This window comes from Nocardioides psychrotolerans (assembly GCF_943371775.1).
GTDB lineage: Bacteria > Actinomycetota > Actinomycetes > Propionibacteriales > Nocardioidaceae > Nocardioides > Nocardioides psychrotolerans_A.
Map to the genome: position 1 here is coordinate 1 of NZ_CALRWD010000071.1, position 26157 is coordinate 26157.

25 protein-coding genes are annotated in these 26157 nt (G+C 71.9%); 12 read left to right on the forward strand and 13 right to left on the reverse strand.

Annotated features, from left to right (window positions below):
* The first annotated feature begins 214 nt into the window (after window positions 1-214).
* Genes AAG827_RS17355 through AAG827_RS17370 form a run of 4 tightly spaced genes read left to right on the forward strand, consistent with a single transcriptional unit; the run spans window position 215 to window position 4286 of the window.
* On the forward strand, window positions 215-823 hold the full coding sequence (locus tag AAG827_RS17355; protein ID WP_341927442.1) for an acVLRF1 family peptidyl-tRNA hydrolase: 609 nt from the start codon (window positions 215-217) through the stop codon (window positions 821-823).
* Between the two features lie 47 nt (window positions 824-870).
* The gene (locus AAG827_RS17360) at window positions 871-1773 is read left to right on the forward strand and encodes an ABC transporter ATP-binding protein (protein ID WP_341927443.1); all 903 of its coding nucleotides are present in this window, start codon (window positions 871-873) and stop codon (window positions 1771-1773) included.
* Between the two features lie 4 nt (window positions 1774-1777).
* Window positions 1778-3370 (forward strand): hypothetical protein, encoded by a 1593-nt coding sequence (locus AAG827_RS17365; RefSeq protein WP_341927444.1) that lies wholly within the window; start codon window positions 1778-1780, stop codon window positions 3368-3370.
* Between the two features lie 10 nt (window positions 3371-3380).
* Window positions 3381-4286, forward strand: a complete 906-nt coding sequence (locus tag AAG827_RS17370) for a phosphotransferase (RefSeq protein WP_341927445.1) — start codon at window positions 3381-3383, stop codon at window positions 4284-4286.
* Window positions 4287-4354: 68 nt separating this feature from the next.
* Here AAG827_RS17370 and AAG827_RS17375 read toward each other — a convergent pair whose 3' ends face one another.
* Window positions 4355-5089, reverse strand: a complete 735-nt coding sequence (locus AAG827_RS17375; RefSeq protein WP_341927446.1) for a class I SAM-dependent methyltransferase — start codon at window positions 5087-5089, stop codon at window positions 4355-4357.
* 31 nt (window positions 5090-5120) lie between these two features.
* Here AAG827_RS17375 and AAG827_RS17380 point away from each other — a divergent pair, with 31 nt between their 5' ends.
* Window positions 5121-5597, forward strand: coding sequence for a GNAT family N-acetyltransferase (locus AAG827_RS17380; protein WP_341927447.1), 477 nt, complete (start codon window positions 5121-5123; stop codon window positions 5595-5597).
* 97 nt (window positions 5598-5694) lie between these two features.
* Window positions 5695-6930, forward strand: coding sequence for a DUF222 domain-containing protein (locus tag AAG827_RS17385; protein WP_341927448.1), 1236 nt, complete (start codon window positions 5695-5697; stop codon window positions 6928-6930).
* A gap of 11 nt (window positions 6931-6941) precedes the next feature.
* Here the strand turns inward: AAG827_RS17385 and AAG827_RS17390 are convergent, their stop codons facing one another.
* Window positions 6942-7310 (reverse strand): hypothetical protein, encoded by a 369-nt coding sequence (locus AAG827_RS17390; protein ID WP_341927449.1) that lies wholly within the window; start codon window positions 7308-7310, stop codon window positions 6942-6944.
* 81 nt (window positions 7311-7391) lie between these two features.
* Here AAG827_RS17390 and AAG827_RS17395 point away from each other — a divergent pair, with 81 nt between their 5' ends.
* Window positions 7392-8009, forward strand: coding sequence for a GyrI-like domain-containing protein (locus AAG827_RS17395; protein ID WP_341927450.1), 618 nt, complete (start codon window positions 7392-7394; stop codon window positions 8007-8009).
* Window positions 8010-8030: 21 nt separating this feature from the next.
* Here the strand turns inward: AAG827_RS17395 and AAG827_RS17400 are convergent, their stop codons facing one another.
* A complete protein-coding gene (locus AAG827_RS17400) occupies window positions 8031-8456 on the reverse strand; it encodes a hypothetical protein (protein ID WP_341927451.1) in 426 nt (141 codons plus the stop codon).
* Window positions 8457-8764: 308 nt separating this feature from the next.
* Window positions 8765-9310 carry a DUF6318 family protein gene (locus AAG827_RS17405; RefSeq protein ID WP_341927452.1) on the reverse strand — a complete coding sequence of 182 codons (546 nt, stop codon included), beginning with the start codon at window positions 9308-9310 and terminating at the stop codon, window positions 8765-8767.
* A 118-nt stretch (window positions 9311-9428) separates the two neighbouring features.
* Here AAG827_RS17405 and AAG827_RS17410 point away from each other — a divergent pair, with 118 nt between their 5' ends.
* Entirely contained in the window at window positions 9429-10064 is a 636-nt protein-coding gene (locus AAG827_RS17410) for a class I SAM-dependent methyltransferase (protein ID WP_341927453.1), read from the forward strand.
* 86 nt (window positions 10065-10150) lie between these two features.
* Here the strand turns inward: AAG827_RS17410 and AAG827_RS17415 are convergent, their stop codons facing one another.
* The 6 genes from AAG827_RS17415 to AAG827_RS17440 form a co-directional block, all read right to left on the reverse strand.
* Complete coding sequence (locus AAG827_RS17415) at window positions 10151-10732, reverse strand: hypothetical protein (RefSeq protein ID WP_341927454.1); 582 nt, start codon at window positions 10730-10732, stop codon at window positions 10151-10153.
* A 118-nt stretch (window positions 10733-10850) separates the two neighbouring features.
* Window positions 10851-14186, reverse strand: coding sequence for a thiol reductant ABC exporter subunit CydD (gene cydD / locus AAG827_RS17420; protein ID WP_341927455.1), 3336 nt, complete (start codon window positions 14184-14186; stop codon window positions 10851-10853).
* Window positions 14183-15208, reverse strand: coding sequence for a cytochrome d ubiquinol oxidase subunit II (gene cydB / locus AAG827_RS17425; RefSeq protein WP_341927456.1), 1026 nt, complete (start codon window positions 15206-15208; stop codon window positions 14183-14185). Before cydB ends, cydD begins: the two co-directional genes overlap by 4 nt.
* 17 nt (window positions 15209-15225) lie before the next feature.
* Window positions 15226-16671 (reverse strand): cytochrome ubiquinol oxidase subunit I, encoded by a 1446-nt coding sequence (locus tag AAG827_RS17430; protein WP_341927457.1) that lies wholly within the window; start codon window positions 16669-16671, stop codon window positions 15226-15228.
* A 120-nt stretch (window positions 16672-16791) separates the two neighbouring features.
* Complete coding sequence (locus AAG827_RS17435) at window positions 16792-17799, reverse strand: nitroreductase/quinone reductase family protein (protein WP_341927458.1); 1008 nt, start codon at window positions 17797-17799, stop codon at window positions 16792-16794.
* A gap of 14 nt (window positions 17800-17813) precedes the next feature.
* Window positions 17814-18653, reverse strand: a complete 840-nt coding sequence (locus AAG827_RS17440; RefSeq protein WP_341927459.1) for a hypothetical protein — start codon at window positions 18651-18653, stop codon at window positions 17814-17816.
* 163 nt (window positions 18654-18816) lie between these two features.
* Here AAG827_RS17440 and AAG827_RS17445 point away from each other — a divergent pair, with 163 nt between their 5' ends.
* Complete coding sequence (locus AAG827_RS17445) at window positions 18817-19488, forward strand: response regulator transcription factor (RefSeq protein WP_341927460.1); 672 nt, start codon at window positions 18817-18819, stop codon at window positions 19486-19488.
* 62 nt (window positions 19489-19550) lie between these two features.
* Window positions 19551-21290 carry a GAF domain-containing protein gene (locus AAG827_RS17450; protein WP_341927462.1) on the forward strand — a complete coding sequence of 580 codons (1740 nt, stop codon included), beginning with the start codon at window positions 19551-19553 and terminating at the stop codon, window positions 21288-21290.
* A gap of 5 nt (window positions 21291-21295) precedes the next feature.
* Here the strand turns inward: AAG827_RS17450 and AAG827_RS17455 are convergent, their stop codons facing one another.
* The 3 genes from AAG827_RS17455 to AAG827_RS17465 all read right to left on the reverse strand — a co-directional run bounded on the left by AAG827_RS17455 (window position 21296) and on the right by AAG827_RS17465 (window position 24662).
* Window positions 21296-22249, reverse strand: coding sequence for an SGNH hydrolase domain-containing protein (locus AAG827_RS17455; protein ID WP_341927463.1), 954 nt, complete (start codon window positions 22247-22249; stop codon window positions 21296-21298).
* A 30-nt stretch (window positions 22250-22279) separates the two neighbouring features.
* Entirely contained in the window at window positions 22280-23134 is an 855-nt protein-coding gene (locus AAG827_RS17460) for a hypothetical protein (RefSeq protein WP_341927464.1), read from the reverse strand.
* A gap of 76 nt (window positions 23135-23210) precedes the next feature.
* Complete coding sequence (locus tag AAG827_RS17465) at window positions 23211-24662, reverse strand: SDR family NAD(P)-dependent oxidoreductase (protein ID WP_341927465.1); 1452 nt, start codon at window positions 24660-24662, stop codon at window positions 23211-23213.
* A 115-nt stretch (window positions 24663-24777) separates the two neighbouring features.
* On the opposite strand from AAG827_RS17465, the gene AAG827_RS17470 reads away from it, so the two are divergent.
* Both AAG827_RS17470 and AAG827_RS17475 read left to right on the forward strand, forming a co-directional pair.
* A complete protein-coding gene (locus AAG827_RS17470; protein ID WP_341927466.1) occupies window positions 24778-25239 on the forward strand; it encodes a DUF5994 family protein in 462 nt (153 codons plus the stop codon).
* Between the two features lie 143 nt (window positions 25240-25382).
* Window positions 25383-26157 (forward strand): hypothetical protein (locus tag AAG827_RS17475; RefSeq protein ID WP_341927467.1); only part of this gene is annotated, 775 nt, incomplete at its 3' end.

Below are 26157 nucleotides of genomic sequence, written 5' to 3' on the forward strand. Positions count from 1 at the left end.
GGAGCGAAGCGACAGGCTTGCGACCCGAGGAGGTCGAGCGAGCCCCGCGGGCGAGCGTGCGAGCCCGCGACGGGCGGGTCGAGACCCACGGTCCGAGTCGTGCAACATCGCGCCGACTCGGCGTACGGCGTGCAACATCGCGCCGACTCGGCGTGCGCGGTGCAACATCGCGCCGACTCGGCAGTGGTGGGGCGCGCGGGCTAGGTTCGCCCACGTGCCGATCATCGTCCCCGCCGCCCGGATCGAGCGGTGGTTCAGCAACTTCGCCGATCGGCACGGTCCGACGAGCCACACCGTGGCGGACGGTGCGCTGAGAGGCGTCGCCGAGGACGGGTCGGACTTCGTGGCGAACCTCCCCTTCGACCAGTCGTACGACGGCCTCCCGGACGTCGGCGCGTTCGTCGCCGCTGTCGAGGGGTCGGTCCCGGACGACTGGGGGGTGCTGCTCGTGCGCAAGGGCGGCTTCGCCGTCGCTCGTCTCTCGGGCACGACGACGGGGGAGTCGAAGGTCGGCCAGCGACACGTGCAGGGGCGCACCAAGGCCGGCGGCCAGTCGCAGCAGCGCTTCGCGCGGCGACGGGACAACCAGGCGCGCCAGGCCTATGAAGCAGCGGCCGAGCACGCGGCGCGCATCCTCGGACAGCGGCACCCGGTCGTGACCGGCGGCGATCGCGGCGCGGTCGAGGAGGTGCTCGCCGATGCCAGGCTCACCGGCCTGACGGTGGTGGAGCCGTGGCTCGACGTCCCCGACCCGAAGCGGGGGATCCTCGAGCAGGCGGTGCGGGACGCCTGCGGCGCGCGGATCGACGTACGCAACGCGTGACCTCCGACCCTGCCCCGACCGGCTGACCCAGGTCTAGGGTCGGCCGGGTGACGACTGCGCCGATCGAGATCCGCGGGCTCACCAAGTCCTTCGGGTCCACCGTCGCGCTCGACCGGCTCGACCTCAGCGTCGAGCCGGGCGAGGTGCACGGCTTCCTCGGCCCCAACGGCGCGGGCAAGTCCACCGCCATCCGTGTCCTGCTGGGGCTGCTGCGCAAGGACTCCGGCGAGGTGCGTCTGCTGGGCGGCGACCCGTGGACCGACGCGGCACGACTGCACCGGCGCCTGGCCTACGTGCCGGGCGACGTGGACCTGTGGCCCAACCTCACCGGCGGCGAGGTGATCGACCTGCTGGGACGGCTGCGGGGAGGCGTCGACGCGGCACGGCGCGACGAGCTCGTGGCGCTCTTCGAGCTCGACCCGACCAAGCGCGGCCGCAGCTACTCCAAGGGCAACCGTCAGAAGGTCGCGCTGGTCGCCGCCCTCGCGGCCGACGTGGAGCTGCTGCTCCTGGACGAGCCGACGTCGGGGCTCGATCCGATCATGGAGTCGGCCTTCCGTGGCTGCATCGAGGAGTTCACCGCCCAGGGCGGCACGGTGCTGCTCTCCAGCCACATCCTGGCCGAGGTCGAACAGCTCTGCGACCGGGTCAGCATCATCCGCAACGGACGCTGCGTGGAGACCGGGTCGCTCGGCGAGCTGCGCCACCTGACCCGCACGGCGGTCACCGTCGAGCTGGCCGGTCCGCCCCGCGGGCTCGATCAGCTCGAGGGCGTGCACGACCTGGTGGTGGACGGCCACCGGGCGCGCTTCGACATCGACACCGCGCGCCTCGACCCGGCGCTCGCCGCGCTCCTGGCGGTCGGCGTACGCAGCCTGACGACCCAGCCCCCGACCCTGGAGGAGCTGTTCCTGCGTCACTACGGGGACCGGATCGAGCCGGAGGGGTGACGACGTGACGCGCCTCGCTGCCGCCACGACCGGATGGACCCTGCTGCTCCGGACCTTCCTGCGCCGGGACCGCTGGCAGCTGCTCTGGTGGAGTGTCGGTCTCGCGGTGCTCTACGTCTCGCAGGCGGTGAGCGTCGACGGGCTCTACACCTCGCAGGCCGACTTCGACCGCGCCGCGGCGCTGATGGAGGGCAACACCGCGTTCATCGCGATGGCCGGTCCGGCGCGGGCCCTCAACACCACCGGTGGCCAGGTCATGTGGCAGGCCGGCGCCTTCGGCGCGGTCGCGATCGGGCTGATGGCCATGCTGCTGGTCGGCCGGCACACCCGCGCCGAGGAGGAGAAGGGTCGCGAGGAGCTGGTGCGCGCCACGGCGGTCGGCCGCTGCGCGAGCCTGGTCGCGGCCGGTGCCACGACCCTCCTGGCCGTCGTCCTCGCCGGGCTCCTCACCGGGGCGGGCCTCGTCGCCTACGGCCTGCCCGTCGCGGACTCCGTCGCGGCGGGGATCGGGCTCGGGCTGTGCGGAGCCTTCTTCGCCGGCACGGCCCTGGTGGCGGCCCAGCTGTCGGCGACCACCCGGGGGACCTACGGCATCGCCGGTGGCGTGATCGGGCTCGCCTACGGGCTGCGCGCCGTCGGCGATGTCGGCTCTCCGGCGCTGAGCATGCTGAGCCCGATCGGCTGGTACCAGGCGATGCGCCCCTACTCCGGGCTCCGTTGGTGGCCCGCACTCCTCCTCGTCGTCGGCGCTCTCCTGGCAGTCACGCTGGCCGTCGCGCTGTTCCTGCGACGTGACCTGGGGGGCGGCGTGCTGGCGGCCAGGCCCGGCCCGGCGACGGCGCGGCCCGCGTTGCGCAGCTGCTTCGCCCTGGCCTGGCGACTCCAGCGTGGCTCGGTCCTGGCCTGGTCCGGCGGGATGCTGCTCGGCGGGCTGGCCTACGGCTCCATCGGTGACGATGCGGGGGACCTGGTCGGCGACTCCGCCTTGACCGAGGACATCTTCGGGGCCGCCGCGGGTGACCTCGTGGACGGGTTCTTCGCCGTGTCGATGGTGATGCTGGCACTCATCGCCACGGGCTTCGCCCTGTCGTCGATGGGCCGGCCACGGGGGCAGGAGGACGACGGCCTCGCGGAGCTTGCGCTGTCGGCAGGTGTCTCTCGCCTGCGCTGGCTCGGCGGACAGGTCGCGGTCTGTGTGCTCGGGACCGTGCTGGTCGTGGCGGCTGCCGGGGTCGGGCTGGCCGCCGGCTATGCCATGGTCACCGGTGACCTCGGTGCGTTCGCGCGGCTGAGCCTCCCGATGCTCGCGATGATCGCGCCGGTGCTGGTCACGGTCGGCGTCTCCCTGCTGCTCCTCGGCGTCGCCCCGCGTGCCCAGTCGGGCTCCTGGTTGGTCCTCGGCTTCGGTGTGGTCGTCCTGATGTTCGGCGAGGTGTTCCGCCTGCCGGGCTGGCTGCGGGGGCTCTCGCCCTACGACCACCTGGCGCTCGCGCCGGCCGAGCCGTTCCGGGTGCTGCCGTTCGCCGTGCTGCTGGGTGTCGCGCTCGCGTTGTCCCTCGTCGGCGCGTTCGCCTTCTCCCGGCGCGACATCCGCTAGCGTCCGCAGCATGTGGCAGCCCGAGCCAGGGTGGCACCCGCTCCCCGGCGGCACCGGCACGTCCACGGTGGGGGTCTGGCGCACCTCGCTGAGTGGTCGACCGATGGTCGTGAAGCGGATCGCACGTCCGCGTGACGACGACCCGGTCGCGCTCTCCGACCCCCGGCACTTCGCCTACTGGCGCCGTGAGGCCGACGTGCTCGACTGCGCCCTCACCGCCACGACGTCCGGGCTGAGGTCTGCCCCCGCCGGCGTCGAGGAGGACCCCGACGGCATCACGATCACGCGCGAGTGGGTCGAGGACGCCTCCTCCAGCGGGCTCTTCCTCGCGATGGGGCTGGGACGCTTCGCCGGGTGCGAGCTGCCCCGGCCGGCGTGGCTGGCCCAGCACCAGCTCCGCGCGCGGCTGCTCCGGGTCGAGTCGCGAGGTGGCTGGCCCACGCTCGCACGCACGACGGTGGCCGACGTCGCCGACCACCTGTGGGCACGTCGTACGACGCTGCTCGCGGTGAGCGAGTCGCTCCCGCACGTCCCGCAGCACGGTGACCCGACGCTGGCCAACCTGCCCGGCCGGGTCGACGACGAGGTGCTCGCCATCGACTGGTCGATGCTCGGCACCGGCCCGGTGGGGGGTGACCTGGGGCTGCTGTCGCTGTCGTCCAGGGAGGAGTTCGAGCCGTTGCTCGACGCCTACCTGCTCGGTCTCCCTGCGGGCATCGCCTCCCGTGAGGACGTCCTGCTCGGGGCTCGCATCTCGGGTGTCTACACGGCTCTGTCGCGCGCAGAGTGGGCGCTGGCGCGGGTCGCCGGGGGAGAGGGGGCGCTGGCCGGCAAGTACCGCCACCCCGCGGTCGCGCCGCACCTGCGCGCGCTGCAACGTCAGTTCCCCGCGATCGAGGCGCTCGTCGAGTGGTGAGGGACGGCGCTCGGTGAAGGTCTGGGTGGCAGGTCAGCTGGGTGACCTCGCTTCCGTGCGGGCTGTGATCAGTCACGTCGGGCGAGCAGCACCATCTCGAGGCCGGGGCGGTCGGGTGCCTCGCGCACGTCGGTGAGCACGAGGTCGTGGTCCGCGAGGTCGCGCTCGATCTCGTCGAGGCTCCTGAAGCGCAGGGTCGACGTCGACGGCACGGTCTCGCCACCCACGGTCGTGGCGGTCTCGAAGCTCACCAGCGGCAGCGCCACCTCGGTCACCGTGCGGCTGACGACGACGCTGTTGCCGTGGGGGAGGTCGACGGTGGTGGGCGGGACGTCCCAGGACTCCCACGCGCGCGCTTCGGCTCGCCGGGTCTCGAGGACGAACCAGCCCCCGGGACGCAGGCAGCCGCGCACCGCGGCGAGGGTCTCCGTCCAGTCGTCGTCGGAGACGAAGACCTGGGCCACGTTGCCGGTCATGACGACCAGGTCGGCTGCTGCCTCGGCTCCGTCCCGGTCGAGCAACGCCGTCGCGTCGCCGTGGAGCCAGGTCACGCGGTCGGCGTACGGCTTGGTCCGCGCGACGTCGAGCGAGGCGCCCGCGGGGTCGACGCCGACGACCGTGAGGCCACGCTCGGCCAGGAGCACCGCCAGCGACCCCGTCCCGCAACCGACGTCGACCACGGTCGTCGCCCGCAGCTCCGCGGCGATGGCGACGTAGGCGTCGAGGTCGCTCCGGTCGTCGTCCAAGGCGTCGTAGAGCACGGCCAGACGGGGATCGGCGAAGACGGGGTCGGGTGGACGCACGGGTCGACGGTACGACGTGCAGGATGGCCGCATGACGAGTCCGGGCGAGCCGTGGGTGGTCAGCGAGGCCACGCAGCGGGACCGGGAGGCGTGGACGAGGCTCTACACGGCGTACGCCGCCAGTGCCGGTGACGAGCTCTCGGACGCGCACCTGGCGACGGTGTGGTCGTGGATCCTCGACGACTCGGCGGGGACAAGCTGCCTGCTGCTGTGGCGAGATGACCGACCGGTCGGGCTCGCCCACTGGCGGCGCTTCGAGCGACCGCTGGCGGGCACGGTCGGGTGCTACCTCGACGACCTCTTCGTCGACGAACGGCTCCGGGGTCGCGGCGGCGCGCGCGAGCTCCTCCGCCACCTCGCAGCGCTGGCGGCGGATCACGGGTGGACCACCGTGCGGTGGACGACGGGGGAGGGCAACCCGGCGCAGCACCTCTACGACTCGGTGGCCGAGCGCGTGCCGGTGATCACCTACGACATGGCGCCGGCTGACCTGAGCTCGTCGGGCTGAGTCGGCTCGAAGAATTCTTCGGTGGTCCTCCCTCAGATGGGGGAATCGGCCCGCTTCAGGGGGTCGGACTGTCGGTGGGCCCTGTTTCGATGGGTCCATGACCAGCACCAGCCAACTCGCAGACCGGGGACACCCGGTCAGCGTCGGTATGGGGCACCTCAAGGACCGGGTCGCGCTGCTGGCCCAGGGGCCGGTGTGGTCGATGCGTGACGTCGAGGTGCGACAGGCGGTGCTGGACCTGAGCGAGGTCACCTCGATGCTCGCGGCCCTCGAGATCACCCTTCTCGCCCACGCCCACCGCACGGGCGCGGTCGAGGAGCTCGGGGCGTCGTCGGTGGCGGCGTGGTGGGCGCACGAGTCCCGGTTGACGCCCGTGGAGGCCCATCGGCGGGTCACGCACGCGGTCGCGGTAGAGGACCACCACCCGGAGGTCGGTGCGGCGTTGGCGGCGGGTGGTCTGCGCCCCGAGCAGGCACGGGTGGTCGTGGACGCGGTCGACGCGCTGCCCGATGACGTCGACCCGCAGGTGGTGGACCAGGCACGGGCGCACCTGCTCGCCGAGGCGGCGCACCACGACGCGAAGGCGCTGCGGGTCCTGGGCAAGCGGGTCCTGGACGTGGTCGCCCCCGAGGTCGGTGAGGCCCAGCTCGCCCAGCAGCTCGACGCCGAAGAACGTGCTGCCCAGGCGGCGCAGCGGTTCACGATGCACGACGGCGGTCACGGCAGGACCTACGGCCGGTTCACCCTGCCGACGTGGAAGGCCGACCTGCTTCGCACGGCGCTGCACGCACTGGCTTCACCGCGACGTGAGGGTGGGCGCGGGTCCACTCCGGAGGGGATGGGGAACGCGTTCGGCGACTACGTCCAACGGTTCCCGACCGAGAAGCTGCCCGACGCCGGTGGTGTGAGCGCGACCGTGGTCGTCACGATGGACGTCACCACCCTGATGGGCGGCCTGAAGGCCGCGAGCCTCGACACCGGGACCATGATCAGCCCCGGACTGGCCCGACAGCTCGCCTGCAAGGCCGGTGTCATCCCGGTCGTGCTCGGCGGTGGCTCCCAGGTCCTCGACGTCGGCCGCAGACGACGGTTCCACACCACGACCCAACGCATCGCCCTCGCGACCCGTGACGGCGGCTGCACCACGATCGGGTGCACTCGGCCCCCATCGTGGTGCGAGGCCCATCACGAGGTGCCGTGGAGTCGTGGCGGCGGCACGTCGGTCGACGAGGGCCGCCTGCTGTGCTCACGACATCACCACCTCGCCCACCACCCGGCCTACGAGATGACGCACCACCCGGGCCGGAAGGTCTCCTTCACCAGACGCGAGTGAGCAGCGGCCCCTCAGTGCGATAAGTCCTGCTCACGGGACAGATACCGGACCGGCTTGCCGAGCGACTCCGCATAGGCGATCTCTCGTCGCGTCGACTCACCGACGTAGCCGCCCGGATCCACGACGTAGACCTCGTCGGCCATGCGGATCTTCTGGAGGTGCACGGCACCGAGCCGCGCCTTCAGGGCCGAGCTGTCGACCGTCCAGTCGTAGTCCGGGAGGTCGGGAAGGCTGAACATCCCGACGCTGATCACGGCGCAGCCCTCCAGCGTGAGCCTCCGGTTGACCTCCGTGAACTCCGCCTCGAACGTGGTCGAGCCGCAGAGCGTGATCACCTTCGCCTCACGCGGGGCCGCCTGTGGTGCTCGCTGGTGCTCCATGAGGGACATGATCGACGACCGACGGAGGCCTCGCTCGCCGACCCCGACCCGACCGCGGGTCGGACGACCCATACTGGCGCCGTGAAGCTCGACTTCAAGAAGACTCACGACTCCTACCGCGCGCGGAGCGGCGAGCTCACGATCATCGACGTCCCGCCCATGCAGTACCTCATGGTGGACGGGCACGGGGACCCCGACACCTCGCAGGACTACGCCGACGCCCTGGCAGCCCTCTACCCGGTCGCCTTCACGCTGAAGTTCGCCAGTGTGCGGGACTGGGAGCGCGACTACGTCGTCCCGCCGCTGGAGGCCCTGTGGTGGGCAGAGGACATGGCTGCTTTCACGTCCGCACGCGACAAGGCCCAGTGGTCCTGGACCGCGATGATCATGACGCCCGACTGGATCACCGCCGAGATGTTCGCTGCCGCAGTGGCGGCGGTTGCAGCGAAGCGTCGTCCGGCCGGCCTCGGCGAGCTGCGGCTGGAGATCCTTGAGGAGGGACGATGCGTGCAGACCCTGCACACGGGTCCCTACGACGACGAGACCGCTGTGCTCGCCGACATGCACGAGCGCTTCATCCCCGAGGCCGGGCTGCGCATGTGCGGCAAGCACCACGAGATCTACCTCAATGATCCTCGGCGGGTGCAGCCGGCGAAGCTTCGAACGATCCTCCGCCAGCCCGTCGTGGAGTCCTCGTGACCTTCGGACACGGGGTCCGTGTCAGCGGTAGCCGACGAGGGTCGGGGTGGCTTCGACGACCTCGAGGGGCACGGTTGCGCCGGGGATGGTGACGGTGCCGGGGACGGGGCGCCAGGCGCCGCCGTTGACGCGGAAGTCGGCGGTGTAGGTGGTGTCGACCGCGGGGGTGACGGTGCCGGCGGTGACGTAGTCGTGGGTGACCTGGAGGTCGGGGTAGGCCGCTCCGGGGGTGGTGGTGGAGGTGGTGTGGCCATCGCCGAAGCGCCAGTCGTAGGTGGCGGGGGTGATGCGGAGGTCGACCTGGTGGCCGAGGAGGGTGATGGTGCGGGTGAAGGTGTCGGTGTCGGTGTGGAAGTTGGTCGCGAAGTTGACCAGGGTGCGGCCGTTGGGTGGTTGGACGATCAGCTCGCTGGGTGGGAGCGCCACCTCCGAGAGCGCTTGTGCCACGAGGCCCGCCGTCACCATGGCTGCAGGTGGGCCGTCGCAGTAGGCCAGTGCCGCTTCATCAAGGGCGGATGCAGCGGCAATGCATGCTGCCGTGCCGGCTGAGAATGTCTCGGCCGCTGGCACGGTGCCTTCGCTCGCGGGTGGCGAGTCGCCCGCAGCGCCGTCACACATCATGATGACCAGGGTTCGGATGATTCCGTTGACAGTCTCCGTGGTCTCGATCCACTCGCAGCCGGCCGCGGCGGGACGAGCCAGTCCGAGTTGCGACCACACGATCAACATGGGCACCAGAAGCAGAGCGCGGCCCTTCACGAGAGGAATCCGACGAACGACACGAGTGCTCTTCCAGCATCACGAGTCAGGGTGAACCGCAGGATCCGTTTGTCCGCCTTGTACGCGACGGGTCCCTCGGTCGAGCTGGGGAAGGTGCGGCCAGCGGAGATCGTTACGGCAGCGTCAACCTCCACGGGGGTGGCTGCCGGATCCCGGATCTTCGCAGCGTCGACGATCCAACCTTGTGTCTCGAAGCTCCCCCCAGCGTCATAGACATCGCGGATCGGCCTCACCAGCTGTCGGCAGGTGTGGCACGCACGTGCGCTCAAGGCTTCGACCTGGGAAAGGTCTCCCGACCTAAGGGCGGTGTTCTGCGCCTCGATCCACGCCCGAACCGTCTCCTCGGGCCCCAACACCTCCGGCACCTCCGTCGGAGTCGGGACGACCGACGGCGACTCGGAGACGGTCGGCGAGGGGGAGGGCGTGGGCGCCATCCGGGGGCGCGGATCCTCCTCGGAGCAGCCGGCCAGGAGCAGACCGACGACGACACCGACGGCGACACGACGCACGACACGGCTCACGAGACAGGCCCTTCCCGAGACTTCCACGCCCGACCTCGAGGCGCGATGCAGCCGAACCTACCCACGATCGCCACCCCTGAACAGACCCCACCGAGCACCTGTGGACGACACTCGACCCATGCACCAGATCGCCACGTCCTACGACGCGATGGCCGCGGTCTACGCCGAGCGGTTCGGCGACGTCGAGCTCCAGCACCCCCTCGACCGGGCCATCTTCAGTGGCTTCGCCGGCCTGCTCGAGCGGGATGGCGCGACAGCGAAAGCGATAGCGGTCGCGGACCTCGGCTGCGGGCCGGGCCACTGGTCGGCCGAGCTGGCGTCCTACGGCTTCGACGTGGTCGGGATCGACGGCTCGGCCGGGCTCCTGGCGATCGCCCGCAGCCGCCACCCCGAGGTCACCTTCGAGCAGGGCGACCTGGGAGCGCTGGCGCTCGACGACCGGAGCCTGGACGGTGCGGTCGCGTGGTTCTCGCTGATCCACACCGAGCCGGCAGCACTCGACCGGCTCCTGCGCGAGCTGGCGCGGGTGCTGCGGCCCGGCGGACTGCTGCTGACCGGCTTCCAGGTGGGTGACGGGACCGAGCCCGAGGCGTTCGACCACCGGGTCGTCCGGGCGTGGCGCTGGCCCGTCGACACCCTGTCCCGGCGACTGGCGGCGGCCGGGCTCACGGAGGTGGCGCGAGGCGTCCGGGAGCCGGAGGAGGGCGAGCGCCTCCCCGGTGGTCACCTCGTCGCACGCCGGACGGGCGGATGAGGCGCCGGACGGACGACGACCACGCACAGACACGTCCGGCCCGCTCCCGGTGAAGGGGGCGGGCCGGACGTGCCGGGCGAGCGGTGTCAGCGCAGGACCGGGTGCTTCTTGACGATGTCGAGCGAGGACCAGAGGCGACCGAGGCCGAAGGTGTTGCCTGCGCCGAGGGCGGCGAGGGCGACGAGGCTGATGGCGCCGAGGATGTGGTCGTCGATGACCGGGTTGTTCTCCGGAGGCAGGACGACGGTCCACATCATCACGTAGAGCAGGGCGCCGGCCGCAGCCGCGACGCGCATCCCGATGCCGAAGGTGAGGGCGGTGCCGATCGCGAGGAGGCCGATCATGAAGCCCCAGTCGGCGTACCAGGTGCCGGCGATGGCGTTGTAGAAGCCCTTGAAGGGGCCGTCGGCGCCGAAGGCCAGGAAGCCCTCCGTGGGGCTGCCACCGTTCATCCAGGCGGCGTCCCCGAAGCGGTCGAGCGTCCCGTCCTGGCCGTAGCCGGTGTGGAAGCCGAGGGCGAGCAGCTTGTCGAAGAACGCCCAGAGGAAGGTCACCCCGAAGGCGATGCGGAGCACGCCCAACGTCTGCTGAGCCAGGTGCGACTGCACCGGGAGTCCCTCGGTGCTCTGGACCGTGGAGCCGGTGGTGCTGCTGTGGATGGTGGTCATGAGGTCTCCTCCTTCGAGGGGTGCTGCCTGGTTGTCGTGGTGATGTGTCCAGACTCGCGTGTCGTGGACCAGACGCTCAGAGGAAAAGGGCACCGCGGCCCCGGGACCTTGTGCCCGCTCACCCCAGGACAGGACGTACGCCGGGGCGCGCGACCACGGCCGACTCGTCGAGGCGCACGACCTGGTCGACGAGGTCGAGCCCGACGGGCTCGTGGGTGATCCACAGGACGGTGCGAGCATCGGTCGGGTCGAGGATCTCGTGGGCCAGCTCGACCGCGGTGGCATGGTCGAGGTGGGCGGTCGGCTCGTCGAGGACCAGGACCGCCTGCTCGGCCAGCAGGGAGCGGGCGATCGCCAGTCGGGCGCGCTCACCGCCGGAGACCTGGGCGTGGCCGTCGCCCAGCCACGTGTGCAGGCCGTCGGGGAGGGCGTCGAGCCAGTCGCCGAGCCGGGCCCGGCGCAACGCCTGCTCGACCTCTCCGTCGGTGGCTGTCGGTCGGGCCAGACGGACGTTCTCCACGACCGTGGAGGCGAAGACGTGCGGGTCGTCGTCGACGAGTCCGACGCGCCCGCGCACGTCGTCCAGGGCGAGGTGGGGGTAGGGAGTGCCTCCGAGCCGCAGCTCCCCGTGCACGGGGTCGAGGAAGCGCAGCAGGAGTGCTGCCAGCGTGCTCTTGCCCGATCCCGACGGCCCGGTCACGGCCACGCGTGCGCCCAGACCGAGCTCGAGCGAGAGAGCGGTCAGCGACGGGCGTGAGGGGTCCCAGCCGGCCGCGACGTCGCGCAGCTCGACCGTCGACGAGGCCGGTGGGCGGGTCGCGACGGTGTCGCGCACGGCGGGCGTCCCGTGCTCGAGTCGGTGCAGCCGTGCCGCGGCCGCCTCGGTGCGGGCGGCGATCGCGCCGGCGTCGACCACGGGAGCTGCCGGCTCGGCCAATGCGAGGGGGACGAGCACGAGGAGGGCGGCCAGCGGGCCGCTGAGCCGCCCGTCCGCGACGGCGGGGGCGGCCAGCCAGGCCATGGTCGAGACACCCGCTCCGGCGCTGAGGACGACCAGGCTGCGGGCGGCGCCGAGCCACACGCTTGCGAGCACGCTGCTGCGGGTCAGCCGGCGGCCGGCCTCGGACACAGCGCGGACCGCGCGGTCCTCGGCCTGCCACATCACCAGCTCCGGTGCGACCTGGACGACCCCGACGACCACGTCGGACAGGTCACCGCGCTGGGCGACCGCCGTCCTCTCGCGGTGGCCGGCGCCGAAACGGGCCAGCAGGCAGCCGCAGCCCGAGCCCAGCCCGGCAGTCGCGAGCACCACCAGGCCGGCAGCGGGCAGCAGCAGCGACGCGACCCCCGCCGCCAGTGCGACGACACCGACGTGGCTGGCGAGCGGCAGGCGCACGCGCAGGTCACGGTCGACCACCCCGTCGACGTCGTCGACGATGGAGGCCAGGACGTCGCCCCTACGCCCGAGCCGTCCCGGGGTGAGAGGCACGACGGCGTCGTAGACCTGGACGCGTCGCTCGGCCAGCATCCGCAGGGCGGTGTCGTGCGAGCGCAACCGCTCGGCGTAGCGCAGCACGGGACGGGCCAGGCCGAAGAGCCGCACCCCCACGATCGCCACGAGCAGCGTGAGCACCGGGGGCTGGGTGGAGGCCTGCACGATCAACCAGCCGGCGGTCGCCGTCAGTGCCACGCCCGACGCCGAGGCCAGGGCGCCGAGGACCGCGCTGGACCACAGCGCCGGGCCGCGGCTGCGGCCGGGCTCGTCGTCCTCGGACGGAGGGACCGGCGCCACGTCCCGAGGCGTCACCCGCGGGGGAGCAGCTGCAGCCGGAGCCTCCGCCTCCTGCGGCACGATCTCGAGGACGCTGTCGGCGAGCGCGACGATCGCGGGACGGTGGGCCACGACGACCACGGCGCCGCTGCGGCCGAGGTCGAGGATGGTGTCGGCGATGACCTGCTCGGTCAGCTCGTCGAGGTGGGCCGTGGGCTCGTCGAGCAGGACCCAGGGACGCCGGGCGAGGACGACGCGGGCCAGGGCGAGACGCGCCCGCTCACCGGCGGACAGGCTGTCGGCGTCCTCCCGCACGGGTTCGTCGAGCCCGCGGGGCAGGTCGCGCACGCGCTCCGCGAGCGCCACGCTGGCCAGTGCCGCCCACAGCTCGCCGTCGGTCGCGTCGGCCCGCGCGAGGCGCAGGTTGTCGGCGATGCTGCCGGAGACGAAGACCGGCCGTTGGGGGAGCCAGGCGACCTGCTCCTGCCAGGCCCGGCCCGAGGCCTCGACCCCACCAGCGCTGACCAGGCCGTCGGTGGCCGGGACCAGCCCGGCGATCGCGGAGAGCAGGGTCGACTTGCCGCAGCCGGACGGGCCGACCACGACGGTCACCCCGTGCGCGGGCACGACGGCGTCGACCGGGGCGAGGGCCGCGGGGGACCGGCCCGGGTAGGTCACCGACAGCCCCTCGAGCACCAGGTCGGTGCCGGGCAGCGGCGCTGCCGCGCCGTCGTCGTACGACGTGCCCTCGAGGAGGGTGCCGACGGCCTCGAAGGTCGCCACTCCTTCGGCAGCCGCGTGGAACTCCGCACCCACCCGCCGCAGCGGCCAGTAGGCCTCGGGGGCGAGGAGCAGCACGAAGAGTGCCGTGCGCAACCCGACGTCGCCGTCGGCCAGGCGCACGCCGATGACGACGGCCACGAGGGCGACGCTGAGGGTGGCGACCAGCTCGAGCACGGCGGAGGAGGCGAAGGCGAGCCGGAGCGTGGCCTGCGACGCGCGACGGTAGCGATCGGTGATCTGGGCGATCCGGGCCGACTGGGCGCGGGCACGCCGGAAGGCGACGAGGGTCGGCAGGCCCTTCATCACGTCCAGGAAGTGACCGGACAGCGCGGCCATGGCGGCCCACTGCTCCTGGGCGCGGTCACGGGTCGCGAGCCCGACGAGGGCGCCGAAGACGGGGACCAGCGGCAGGGTGAGGGCGACGATCACCGTGCTCCAGAGGTCCTGGGTCGCGATGGCGGCGAGCGTCACCAGTGGCAGGACCCCGGCCAGCACCGCGGCGGGGAGGTAGCGGGTGAGGTAGGGCTCCGCAGCCGCGACGCCTCGGGTGGTGAGGACCGACAGCTCGCCCGTCGACAGGGTGGACCGCCCGGCGGCCCGCTGGCGCAGGACGGCGGTCACGATGCTGCCGCGGAGGTGGTCGGCCACGAGGGCTGCCGCGCGGGCCGCGAGGACGTCGGAGCCCCACGCCGTCAGGGCGCGGGCGCCCACGAGCGCGAGGACCGCCGCCACCCAGGGCCCGAGGCGACCGTGGGTGACGACCGCGACCACCAGCCCGGTCACGGCCCAGGCCTGGGCGATGACGAGCAGGCTGGTGAGCACGCCCGCCCCCACGACGCCGGCCAGTGGCCGGCGTGCGGGGGCGAGGACGGGCCGGAGCCGAGGGTCCGTCGGTCTCATCGAGCGCTGGTGGCCGGGGTCGGCGGCTGCGCGGGGATGTGGTCCACGGAGATGCGGCGGCGGAACACCCAGTAGGTCCAGGCCTGGTAGGCCAGCACCAGCGGGGTGAAGATCACCGCGACGACGGTCATGATCTTGAGCGTGTAGGCCGTGGCAGCGGCGTTGGTCGTGGTCAGATCGACACCGTCGCTGAGCGTGGTCGGCATGACGTCGGGGAAGAGCGCCAGGAAGAGTCCGGCCACGCCGAGGCCGATCGCCACGAAGGTGCCGAGGAAGGCCCAGCCCTCACGGCCACCCAGGATGGCGACCAGGCCACCGACGAGCGCGAGCGCGGCGCAGGTGAAGGCGACGGCCGAGGCGATCGAGCCCGTGGAGATCTGGGTCCAGCCGAGGAAGACCACGGTGATGACCGCAGCGACGAGCCCGATGCGGCTCGCCAGCTCGCGCGCCTCCTCCCGGATGCGTCCCTCGGTCTTGAGCGAGATGAAGACGGCGCCGTGGGTGAGGAACAGGGAGAGGGTGGTCAGTCCGCCCAGCAGGGCGTAGGGGTTGAGCAGGTTGAAGAAGCCACCGACATACTCCAGGTCGGCATCGATCGGGACCCCGCGCAGGATGTTGGCGAAGGCCACGCCCCACAGCAGGGCCGGCAGGAAGGAGCCGATGATGATCGCGGCGTCCCACCGGGCACGCCACTGGGCGTCGTCACGCTTGGCGCGGTACTCGAAGGCGAGACCGCGCACGATGAGGGCGACCAGGATGAGCAGCAACGGCAGGTAGAACCCGCTGAAGAGCGTGGCGTACCACTCCGGGAAGGCCGCGAAGGTCGCGCCGCCCGCGACGAGAAGCCAGACCTCGTTGCCGTCCCAGACGGGACCGATCGTGTTGATGAGGACGCGTCGCTCGGTGTCGTTCTTGGCGAGGACGGGCAGCAGCATCCCGACCCCGAAGTCGAACCCCTCGAGGACGAAGTAGCCGATCCAGAGGACGGCGATCAGGCTGAACCAGACGGTGGTGAGCTCCATGACGGTGCCTCCGGCTCTCAGTAGGCGAACGCGAGCGGGCGGTCGACGTCACCGTCGGGTTGCTCGGGTGGCAGGTCGTCGGTGTGGATCGGGTCCGCACCGCGGTGGATGTAGGTGAAGAGGAGCTTGATCTCGACCACGGCCAGGACGCCGTAGACGAGGGTGAGCGTGACCAGCGAGATCATCGCCTCGGTCGCCGACACCGACGGCGAGGTCGCCTGCGCGGTGGTCATCAGCCCGAAGACGGCCCAGGGCTGGCGGCCCATCTCGGTGAAGATCCAGCCGAAGGAGTTGGCGAGGAGCGGCATGACCGGCAGTGCCAGCACCGACCAGGTCAGCAGCCGTCCTCCGGGCGTGCGTCCCTTGCGGGTCGCCATCAGGACCCAGGCCGCGATGGCGGCCGCGAGCAGGCCCAGACCGATCATCAGCCGGAAGGACCAGTAGGTCACCGGGATCACCGGGGTGTAGTCGCCCTCGGAGTAGTAGGCGGCACCGGGGTCGGTGCCGTACGTCGCGACGTACTCCTCGCGCAGGTCGTTGATGCCCCGGACCTCGCCGTCGGTGGTGCCGGTGGCCAGGTAGGACAGGACACCGGGCAGCTTGATCGCGAACTTCTCGGTCCTGCCGTCGGGGGTGCCGATCGTGAAGACGGAGAAGTCGGCGGGCGCCTCGGTGTCGTAGAGCGCCTCGGCGGCCGCCATCTTCATCGGCTGGACCTCGGTCATGATCTTGCCCTGGAGGTCGCCGGTGATCGCGACCCCGAGGCCGGTCACCAGGACCACGGCGGCACCGGTGCGGACGGCGGAGCGGTACATCGAGCGGTCCTCGTCGTCCCCGGCCTTGCGCATGCTCCAGAAGGCCACGCCGACGACGAACGCGGCGGCCGTCATGTAGGCGGCGAGGACCGTGTGCGGGAAGGTGACGAGCTGGACCTTGTTGAACATCACGGCGGCGAAGTCGTTCATCTCCGCGCGTCCGGTCGCCGGGTTGTACTCGAAGCCGACGGGGTTCTGCATGAACGAGTTGGCGGCCAGGATGAAGTAGGCCGAGAACAGGGTGCCGAGGTGCACGATCCACATCGTCGCTGCGTGCAACTTGGCCGGCAGGCGGTCCCAACCGAAGATCCACAGGCCCAGGAAGGTGGACTCGAGGAAGAACGCGAGCAGGCCCTCGATCGCCAGTGGGGCGCCGAAGACGTCACCCACGAAGCGCGAGTAGTCGCTCCAGTTCATGCCGAACTGGAACTCCTGGACGATGCCGGTCACGACGCCGATGGCGAAGTTGATGAGCAGCAGCTTGCCGAAGAACTTGGTCAGGCGCAGCCAGCGCGGGTTGCGCGTGCGCACCCAGGCGGTCTCGTAGCCCGCGACCATGGCCGTCAGGCCGATGCTGATGGGCACGAACAGGAAGTGGTAGACGGTCGTGATGCCGAACTGCCATCGCACGATGTCCAACATGTCCACGGGTGATCTCCTGAGTAGCGGGGCTGGTGTGCCTCCACCCTGGGCGGTCGGCCGGCGCGCAAGCACGGGCGCGGGTCCCGACGTCACGGGACGTTGGTCCCGCGGGCAGTGACGTGGCTCTCAGCGGTCGACGCGGCGCGTGAGCCGCATGTCGACGACGACCCAGGGCGTGCCGGAGGGCACCTGGACCTCGGGTCGCGCGGTGCAGTGGACCCGGTAGGCCTCCAGCCAGCCCGGATCACCGGGCCGCACCACGTGGGCCCGTGCCGTCAGCCAGATCCCGCCGCGCAGGACCTCGACATCGGGCTCCGCCTCGATGTTGCGCCACCAGGTCCGGCCCTCCGGGTGGCCGACCAGCACCACGAGCAGGCCGTGGGTCGAGGAGGCCAGCACGGGCAGACGGTGCAGCAGACCGCTCTGCCGACCGATCACGCCCAGGCCCACGAGGTGGACCGGGAGACGGTCGTGCCACCGCGACTCGAGCAGCCAGAGAACCAGACGGTCGAACGGGCGGGAGCCGGCGAGCGCCGGGAGCATCAGCCCCGTCACCACGCCGTACGTCGCTCCGGCGATCGCGCCGCCCGCCGTGGCAAGCACGGTCTGGGCGATCCAGCCCATGCCAGGTCCGGACGCGACCAGGGTGTAGATCGCAATCGGGAGGGACACCGCCCACCCCACGGCACTGGCCAGCGGCCACCGTCGGGCGTAGCGGAAGACGTGCTTGAGCCGGACGGCCTGGACGAGTCCGAGGAGCCCGCCGACGACCAGGCCGACACCGACGGTGCCCAGCGTGATGGCCTGGTCCGTCGTGACGGGGTGGCCGGGGGCCAGGAGCAGCATGCTGCTCAGGAGGGTCGCGACAGCAGTCGCGGAGAGCCAGACGATCCGGTCCAGGGGGGTCAGCCAGACGCGCAGCGAGCGACCCTGGACCACGCCGAGCAACGCACCGGCGACCAGGGAGCCGACGATCAGTGCCACCCATGCGGCGCCGGACGGGGTCGGCCGATCGGTCCACCTGGCGAGCAGGGCGCCGACCGGCAACGCAGCGGCGCCGGAGACGGTGGCCGGCAGCAGCCACGGCCGCAGCCGGGGCAGGTGGTCGGTCGCCAGTGCACCGGTGGTCGTCACGGAGGTCACCGTGCTCACGGCAGCAGGACGTCGGAGACGGGCCGCCTCGTCGTGCGGCGCAGCTCGCTGCGACCGATCTGCTGCCAGCCGATGCGGACCACCAGCTGCGGCTCGGCCAGACCGCCGAGGACCTCACGATGCAGCTCGGAGCGGGTGTCGTCGTCCTCGATCACGCAGCTGAGGGGGACCAGGGAGAGACCGTCCGCCGTCGCGGCCAGCCACACCTCGCTCAACGCCTCGCCGGCGCTGAGCCAGGCGCGGGGGTCGTCCCGCTCCGTGAGCAGCACGATCAGGCCGTCCGAGCCCTCGACGTGCTCGCCCTGGGCGCTGCGACCCTCCTGGCGGTCCAGTGCCCGGTTGACCAGCAGCTCCACGCGCAACCGCGAGCCGATGTCGACCAGGGGCAGGACCTGGGTGCCGGCCGCTGTCGCGGAGGCTGCCAGCATCGCCAGTCGCTCGTCCGGGACCGGCCATGCCGTGAAGCGGCGGCGGTCGGTGCAGCGCTGCGCGAGGGTGTCGAGCGCGGCGGCCGCGAGGGCGCTGGGCTCGCCCGGCCTCAGGTGGAGCGTGGCCAGGTGGCTCGGCCGGTCGAGGTCGGGTGCGTACTCCACCTCGGCCGGGAGGCCGAGTGCCGCGGCCGCCACGCGAGCGTGGTGCAGCGCGGCGCCGCAGCTGAGGATCATCTCCCGGCCGCGAGGGTCGGTCAGGTGGAGCCGGCGGGAGTGGTCGGCGTGCAGCTCGATGCAGCTATCGCCTTGGCGCCACAGCCAGGGCTGGGAGTTGTGCACGCTCGGGGCAGCACAGGCCAGCTCGACGATGCGTCGGGTCTCGACGATCGATCGGGTGTCGACCATGGCGTCCTCCATCGGGGCTCACGTCCGGGACGAGGGTGCCGCCCGACGACGTGTCGTCCGTCCAGCGTCGCCGTCGAGATGCCGCTTCCCCAGGGACGAAGGTCCTCCTGGTCGGGGGCAACAGGCCCGGACGACCTGGGTGGGGGAGCCCTACAGTGAGGACATGACCGAGGACAACAGCGGTGAGACCGCGCGCGCCACACCCATCAGGGTCTTCCTCCTGGACGACCACGAGATCGTCCGGCGCGGCATCAAGGACCTGCTGGAGAGCCAGGGCGACATCGTGGTGGTGGGGGAGTCCGGTTCGGCCGTGGAGGCCGCTGCCCGGATCCCGGCGCTCCGCCCTGACGTGGCCATCCTCGACGGCCGCCTCCCCGACGGCACCGGCATCGACGTGTGCCGCGAGGTCCGCTCGGTCGACCCGAGCATCCACGCGTTGATCCTGACGTCCTACGACGACGACGAGGCCCTCTTCTCCGCCATCATGGCCGGGGCGGCCGGCTACGTCCTCAAGCAGGTGCGCGGTCACGACCTCATCGACACCGTGCGCCGTGTCGCCGCCGGCCAGTCCATGCTCGACCCGGCCGTCACCGCGCAGGTCCTGGAGCGCGTGCGCCGCGGCCCCCAGGTCGACCCGAGCATCCAGCAGCTCACCCCCCAGGAGCAGCGCATCCTGGAGCTGATCGGCGAGGGCATGACCAACCGCCAGATCGGTGCCACGCTCTTCCTGGCGGAGAAGACGGTCAAGAACTACGTGTCCTCGATGCTGGCCAAGCTCGGTCTCAGCAGCCGCACCCAGGCCGCGATCTTCGCGACCAAGCACGCCCAGCCCTGACCCCGGCACCTCGGCGTCCACGGCACCCCCCGAAGACGTCGACCGTGCCTTAGGGTCGACCCATGAGCGACGTGGCGGGAGGCGCGAAGCAGGGCACTCGCCAGCCGGCAGGGGACCCGGCCCTGGCGGAGACCGGGTTCGACGACCTGCTGCGCGAGGTCCTCAACCGGGTGCACGGTGTCCTGGACGAGCAGGCGCGCTGGCAGCTGCTGCTCGACGCGGTGGTGACCATGGCCGCCGACCTCTCGCTGGACGGGCTGCTCAGCCGCATCGTGCGGATCGCGGGTGACCTCGCGGGGGCGCAGTACGCCGCCCTGGGCGTGCTCAACGACGGCCCCGACCGGCGGCTGCGGCTCTTCGTGACCCACGGGGCCACCGAGGAGCAGATCCAGGAGATCGGCGACCTGCCCACCGGGCACGGCCTGCTGGGGCTGATCATCGACCGACCCGAGCCGCTGCGGCTGCACGACATCGCCGAGCACCCGGCCTCCTACGGCTTCCCGGCCAACCACCCGCCGATGCGGTCCTTCCTCGGGGTGCCGGTGCGCATCCGCGACAAGGTCTTCGGCAACCTCTACCTCACCGAGAAGCTCGGTGGCGGTGACTTCACCGCCCAGGACGAGGAGATCGTCGTGGCCCTCGCGGCGGCGGCCGGCGTCGCGCTGGAGAACGCACGGCTCCACGAGGAGGCTGCGCTGCGTCAGCGGTGGCTCGCCGCCACCGCCGACATCGCGGCCCTCCTCTCCACGGTGGCCCCGGGTCCGGAGTCCCTCCAGGTGGTCGTGGACCGGGCCCGCGACGTGTCGGGCGCCGACGTGGCCTGGATCGTGGCCGGCGCCGACGTCGACAGCCTCGAGCTCCAGGTCGTGTCCGGCGCCACGGGCGACCCGGTCGCGATGAGCGGGGTCTCGCTGGAGAGCTCGCTCGCCGCTCACGTGGTGCGCACCGGCGTCGCCATCTCGGTCGAGGACATGGCGCTCGACCCGCGCGCCGTCGACGTCACCGGGCTGCTGGGCTGGCCCGCTGTCGGTCCGGCGATCATCGTGCCGCTGCGCAGCTCGGAGTCCATGGAGGGGGCCCTGGCGCTGGGCTGGACGCGCGAGCGGCGCTCGTGGCACCTCGCGCTCGACCCGACGCTGCCGGCCAGTTTCGCCGAGCAGGCCACGCTGGCGCTCCAGGTCGCGCGGGGCCGGGAGGACCAGCAGCGACTCGCCCTCTTCGAGGACCGCGACCGGATCGGGCGCGACCTGCACGACCTGGTGATCCAACGCCTCTTCGCGATCGGGCTCAGCCTCGAGAGCGCCACCCCGCTGGCGGACCGACCGGAGGTCCGCAGCCGGCTCAGCGCCGCCGTCGACGACCTGGATGCCACCATCAAGGACATCCGGCGCTCGATCTTCGCGCTCAGCGCGCTCGACGATGCCACCGACGTGCAGGCCGAGGTGTCGCGGATCGTCGACCGGGCCGCGACGACGCTCACCTTCACCCCGTCCCTGCGGTTCGAGGGACCGGTGCGCACCCGGATCGCGACCCACGTGGTCCCCGACGTGCTGGCGGTGCTGGGGGAGTCGCTGTCCAACGCCGCTCGGCACGCCGGCGCCACCAAGGTCGAGGTCCTCCTGAGCGCCGTGGACGACGTGCGGCTGGTCGTGCGCGACAACGGCCGAGGTGTTCCCGCGGTGGTCACCGAGAGCGGTCTGTCCAACATGCGCCAGCGAGCCGAGCGCCTCGGGGGGCAGTGCACCGTCACCCCGTCACCCGGTGGTGGGACCACCGTGGAGTGGTCGGTCCCGCTGGGCTGAGCCCGCTAGCGCAGCGCGCGCATGGACGGCTCGAAGAAGCGCGTCAACGTGTCGGTGCGTGTGGCGCTGAGGTGCAGGTCGTCGTAGAAGGTGTGGATGCCGTCCTGGATCCCGCGGCACATGATCTGCCCGCAGTAGGCGCTGTTGACGTCGATCAGCCGGGGTGTTCCCGCCAGGTCCTGCATCCGCTCGCGCAGCCAGGCCTCGGTCTCGTCCTCGTCGTAGATCGCGCGGGAGCGCAGGACGTCGCAGGAGTAGGGCTCCTCTCCCGCGGCACAGGGCAGGGTGAGACGGGGGACCGTCGCGGTCTGCCCGATGACGTCGACGTCCACGCCCACCCGGCCCAGGGCCGGGAAGAGAGCGGCAGCGCTCGACTGGAAGAGCTCGACCTTGCCCTGCGTGGTCTCGTCGTAGCCGAACAGCGGCGCCAGCGGTCCGATGGTGCTCTCCCGGGCGGCGCGGCGGTAGCCGGCCCAGTGGGAGCCGAGCAGGACCCGGACGTCCTGGTCCCCGCGCTGCAGACGCATGACGTACTTCATCGCCAGGTAGTTGTTGGTGGCGCACGACTTGGGGTTGCGCGGTGCGCGGTCGATCGGCACCTTCACCGGGGGACACCCGCCCAGGACGAAGGCCGTGAGGTTGGCGCCTCGCGCGATCGCGGCGTTGCGCACGGCCGGGATGTACTGCCAGGCGTGGGAGTCGCCCCACAGGACGACCGTGGGGCGCTTGGCGCGGTAGGGCGTCAGGTGGCAGGCGACCGGCACCGGCGGGATGATCGCGTAGCGGATGCACTCCTGGGGGAGCGACGGGACGTCCTGGCTCGGGTCGACCTCCGCAGCCGGGGACGCGCCCGCGGGTCCCTGGAGGACCAGCGTCGCGAGGATCGCCAGGACGACCCCGACGACGATCCTCGTCAGGGCGCGGTGCGGTGCGGGGCCGGTGGCGTGCCGAGGGTCCATGTCAGGGTCAACGTCGCGGAGCGCCTCGGGTCACGCGCAGTTGTCGCACACCCCGGTGGCGGGCAGCTGGAGGTAGCACACGGGGCACTTGGCGATCTCGCGCTCCTGGTGGCGGATCTTGCGCTCGCGACCGCGGGTCGCGGCCAGCTTGTCCGACAGTGCAGGGACGCCACCGCCCTCGGGGAGGTCGGCGGCGTCGAAGTGCCGGTGCGCCTTGAGGCGCTCCTTGGCGGCGTGGTCGTCGGCGTCGGCGGGGGCGGTGCCCGTCGCCGCCAGGACGGCCGGACCGTAGGCGCTGCTGACGCTGCCGTCGGCGGTGATGCAGAAGGCGGCAAGCAGCGGCTCGTCGCGCTTGTCGCACTCGGCGGCGACGCGGGTGAGCACGTCACCGATCCAGTAGTGGGGCATCTGCTTGGTGCGGATGCCGGTGAGGTTCTGCACCTGGGTGGCGAGCTCCTTGTGCGTGATGAGCGCGTGGTAGCGACCGGCGACCTCGATGAGCACGCCGCGGGCGGCCTCGGCCCAGGCGTCGCGGGCCTCCTCGGCGCCGACGTCCGCGACGTCGCGCCACTCGCCCGTGGCGGGGTCGACGGCCAGGGCGGTCGTGTCGACGTACGTCGTCTCGAACTCGAGGGCCCGGAGGATCTCGGCGACCTGGTGCTTGCCGTTGCCGAGGCGACGGCGCGAGGCCGCGGTGCCGGTGGCGTGCTTGTAGGCCACACCCAGGATCGCGGTCGCGTCGTAGGTCACGTCCTCGTGGTGCAGGAGGAACTCCGAGGTCCTGCCGAAGCCGTAGGCCGTCAGGAAGGCGTCCGCACCCCGCTCGTCGTGCTCAGCGATCGCGCTGAGGACATGGTCACGGGTCACAACGTCGAAGTCAGTCACCTGATGACACTAGGGCTTCGTCGACCGATCCCGTGCTTCGGGGACCGTCCCGGGCGCGTGAGCGTCGTCACCCGCGTCACCAGGGGCTGGGGCGGAAGTCCTTCACGAAGCAGCCGTAGAGGTCCTCGCCGGACTCGCCGAGCACGATGGGGTCGTAGACGCGCGCCGCGCCGTCGACGAGGTCGAGCGGGGCGTGCCATCCCTCGGCGGCGATGCGCAGCTTGTCCTGGTGGGGACGCTCGTCGGTGATCCAGCCGGTGTCGACCGCCGTCATCAGGATCCGGTCGGTCTCGAACATCTCCTCGGCGCTGGTCCGGGTCAGCATGTTGAGCGCGGCCTTCGCCATGTTGGTGTGCGGGTGCCCGGCGCCCTTGTAGCGACGGGAGAACTGACCCTCCATGGCGGAGACGTTGACGACGTAGCGGCGACGCGCCTCGGCCGCGCGCATCGCCGGCCGGAGCCGTGAGATGAGCAGGAACGGCGCGATCGAGTTGCAGAGCTGCACCTCGAGGAGCTCGAGGGGGTCGACCTCCTCGACCTTCTGGGTCCAGGAGTTGACCTGCTGGAGGTCCGGCAGCAGTCCACCGGCGTCCACCGCCGTGCCGGCGAGGTGAGCCTCCAGGGAGGCGTTGCCGGCGCTGAGGGCGAGCGCGGTCATCGCGGCGGGGGACTCCCCGAGGTGGTGGGCCACCGGGTGGTCCTGCAGGGTGCCGGCGATCGACGCGGGGTGCAGCTCCGAGACCCGGTCGAAGGTCACCAGCTCCGGCAGGGCGAGGTCGGTCGGCAGCGGCGCCAGCTCGCCCTCGACCAGCGGGGCGTAGGAGCCCGGGGAGCGACGCACGGTCTGGCAGGCGTTGTTGATCAGGATGTCCAGCGGGCCGGCCGCAGCGACCTCCTCGGTCAGCGAGATCACCTGGGTGGGGTCACGCAGGTCGATGCCGACGACCGTGAGCCGGTCGATCCAGTCCGCGGCGTCGGGCATCGCGGCGAACCGGCGCACGGCGTCCTTGGGGAACCGGGTCGTGATGGTCGTCGTTGCGCCGTCGCGCAGGAGCCGCAGGGCGATGTACATCCCGATCTTGGCCCGCCCGCCCGTCAGGAGCGCCCGGCGGCCGGTGAGGTCGGTGCGCTGGTCGCGCTTGGCGTGGGAGAACGCGGCGCAGTCCGGGCAGAGCCAGTGGTAGAACGCGTCGACCAGGGTGTAGTCCTGCTTGCAGATGTAGCACCCGCGGGGATTGATCAGCTCGCCGGCGAAGGCCCCCGTGGCCGAGGAGACCAGCGGGATGCCCTCGGTCTCGTCGTCGATCCGCAGGGGGGACCCGGTGGCGGTCAGGGCGGTGACCGCACGGTCGGCAGCCAGCTCCTCGGCCCGCTTGCGAGCGCGTCGCTCGCTCTTGAGCGCCTTGTACATGTGCGACGCGGCGTGCTTCACCGTCTGGATGTCGGGGTGGTCGCTGGGCAGCTCGTGGAGCTGCTCGAGGACCCTGACCGCGGTGGCGAGGTCGTCAGGATCGATTCCGTGGGACACCGGCAGATCGTACGGCGCGAGGGCGGCTCATCGTGCGGGGCCTACGCTGGAGAGGAACTCGTCGGGCGACGGTCCCATCGCGGGCGCTGCTCCCGGTGGCAGGAAGGCGGACGTCATGGCGACGTCACGGACCCGCAGCATCCCCCCAGCACCGGAGCCGCCCGCTGCCGCCACGGGGGTCGGTGCGCACGCCGTGCGCCTGTCGCTGGCCGCCGCGTTCTACGCCGGCCCCCTCGACGGTGCCTGGTGGCCGGGCTCGCGGGACCTGCAGCGCGAGGCGCGGGTGCTGGTCGACGGCTTCCCCTCCGACCGCGGGAGGGTGCACCGGTTGGTGGTCTCGGCACCCGACTGGGACCGCACCGGGACGCGCGTCCAGACCCTGCGCGGCCCCATCCGCTTGGGCGTCTTCCCCCGTGACGACCTCCACGTCGTGGTCCTGACCCTCCACGACGGCACCCGGCTGCGCCTGCTCGTGGTCGCCCCGGCGACCGCACCCGGCGTGGCCCGGTCGCTCATGGAGCAGGCGAGTGCTGCGGGCAACCGGCGCGACGCGACCACCCTGCTCTCGGCCTCCTGAGGGGGCTCACGACGCTCGTTCCTCAAGGCACCCGCAAGGTTCCGCCGGGGACTCCGCAAGGTTGGTGCAGTCCCCTAGATGGGGGAGAAGTGCCGTGTCAGGGTTGATCCATCAGCCCGCAGACTTCGAGAAACGAGCACCTCATGCGCCGGATCGCCGCCCTCACCGCCACGGTCGTCGTCCTGACCGTGCCCGTCCTGGGCCTGTCGACCACCGCCGCGCACGCCGGCGGCGAGGGCACCAGCGCCTGCGACAAGCTCGACTCGGGGATCAAGGGAGCACCCGGCAACGGTGCCACGCTCGAGGTCACCGCACCCTCGGACAAGCTGATCACCGGTTACTGCACCAAGGTGGGCAACTCCAAGGAGGGCTTCGAGCCCGACTACGTGAAGCTCGTGGAGCCGCTCAAGACCGTGGTCCTGCGGCACTCGAGCGGGCAGGCCCTGGCGCACTACTCGCTCACGTGGACCAACGTCCCTGTCGTCGAGACCCCGGGCGACGAGACCCCGGGCGACGAGACCCCGGGCGAGCTGCCGCCGGTCGTGAACCCGCCGACGTCGACCACGGGCAACTTCGACTGGAACTGGAAGTACGCCACGCCCTCGTGCGACGCGCTGACCGTGGCCTACCCCTCCGACATCCCGGCCGGGCAGTCCAACGACGTCAACATCCGCCTCAGCACCGACCAGGGCGAGGTCACGCTCAACTACCACAACAACGCGACCACCTGGTCCGGCACGCAGAGCTTCACCTACAGCCAGCACGCCAACTGGCCAGCCGGGGTCACCGACTACGCCGTGGTCTGGGTCCAGGTCGCGGGCAGCAACTACCACTTCGGTGAGAGCTTCCACAACGCCCCGATCGAGTCGCCGGTCAAGTGCACGATCAGCTCCGACGGCAACCCCGAGACCTACGACG

What these genes read in the sequence shown, in the direction of transcription:
- cydB (WP_341927456.1), bottom strand. Translation starts at nt 15,208, where the DNA reads ATGGAGCTCACCACCGTCTGGTTCAGCCTGATCGCCGTCCTCTGGATC.
- AAG827_RS17390 (WP_341927449.1), bottom strand. Translation starts at nt 7,310, where the DNA reads ATGGAGCACCAGCGAGCACCACAGGCGGCCCCGCGTGAGGCGAAGGTG.
- AAG827_RS17440 (WP_341927459.1), bottom strand. Translation starts at nt 18,653, where the DNA reads ATGGTCGACACCCGATCGATCGTCGAGACCCGACGCATCGTCGAGCTG.
- AAG827_RS17445 (WP_341927460.1), top strand. Translation starts at nt 18,817, where the DNA reads ATGACCGAGGACAACAGCGGTGAGACCGCGCGCGCCACACCCATCAGG.
- AAG827_RS17470 (WP_341927466.1), top strand. Translation starts at nt 24,778, where the DNA reads ATGGCGACGTCACGGACCCGCAGCATCCCCCCAGCACCGGAGCCGCCC.
- AAG827_RS17455 (WP_341927463.1), bottom strand. Translation starts at nt 22,249, where the DNA reads ATGGACCCTCGGCACGCCACCGGCCCCGCACCGCACCGCGCCCTGACG.
- cydD (WP_341927455.1), bottom strand. Translation starts at nt 14,186, where the DNA reads ATGAGACCGACGGACCCTCGGCTCCGGCCCGTCCTCGCCCCCGCACGC.
- AAG827_RS17450 (WP_341927462.1), top strand. Translation starts at nt 19,551, where the DNA reads ATGAGCGACGTGGCGGGAGGCGCGAAGCAGGGCACTCGCCAGCCGGCA.
- AAG827_RS17380 (WP_341927447.1), top strand. Translation starts at nt 5,121, where the DNA reads ATGACGAGTCCGGGCGAGCCGTGGGTGGTCAGCGAGGCCACGCAGCGG.
- AAG827_RS17410 (WP_341927453.1), top strand. Translation starts at nt 9,429, where the DNA reads ATGCACCAGATCGCCACGTCCTACGACGCGATGGCCGCGGTCTACGCC.
- AAG827_RS17415 (WP_341927454.1), bottom strand. Translation starts at nt 10,732, where the DNA reads ATGACCACCATCCACAGCAGCACCACCGGCTCCACGGTCCAGAGCACC.
- AAG827_RS17385 (WP_341927448.1), top strand. Translation starts at nt 5,695, where the DNA reads ATGACCAGCACCAGCCAACTCGCAGACCGGGGACACCCGGTCAGCGTC.
- AAG827_RS17370 (WP_341927445.1), top strand. Translation starts at nt 3,381, where the DNA reads ATGTGGCAGCCCGAGCCAGGGTGGCACCCGCTCCCCGGCGGCACCGGC.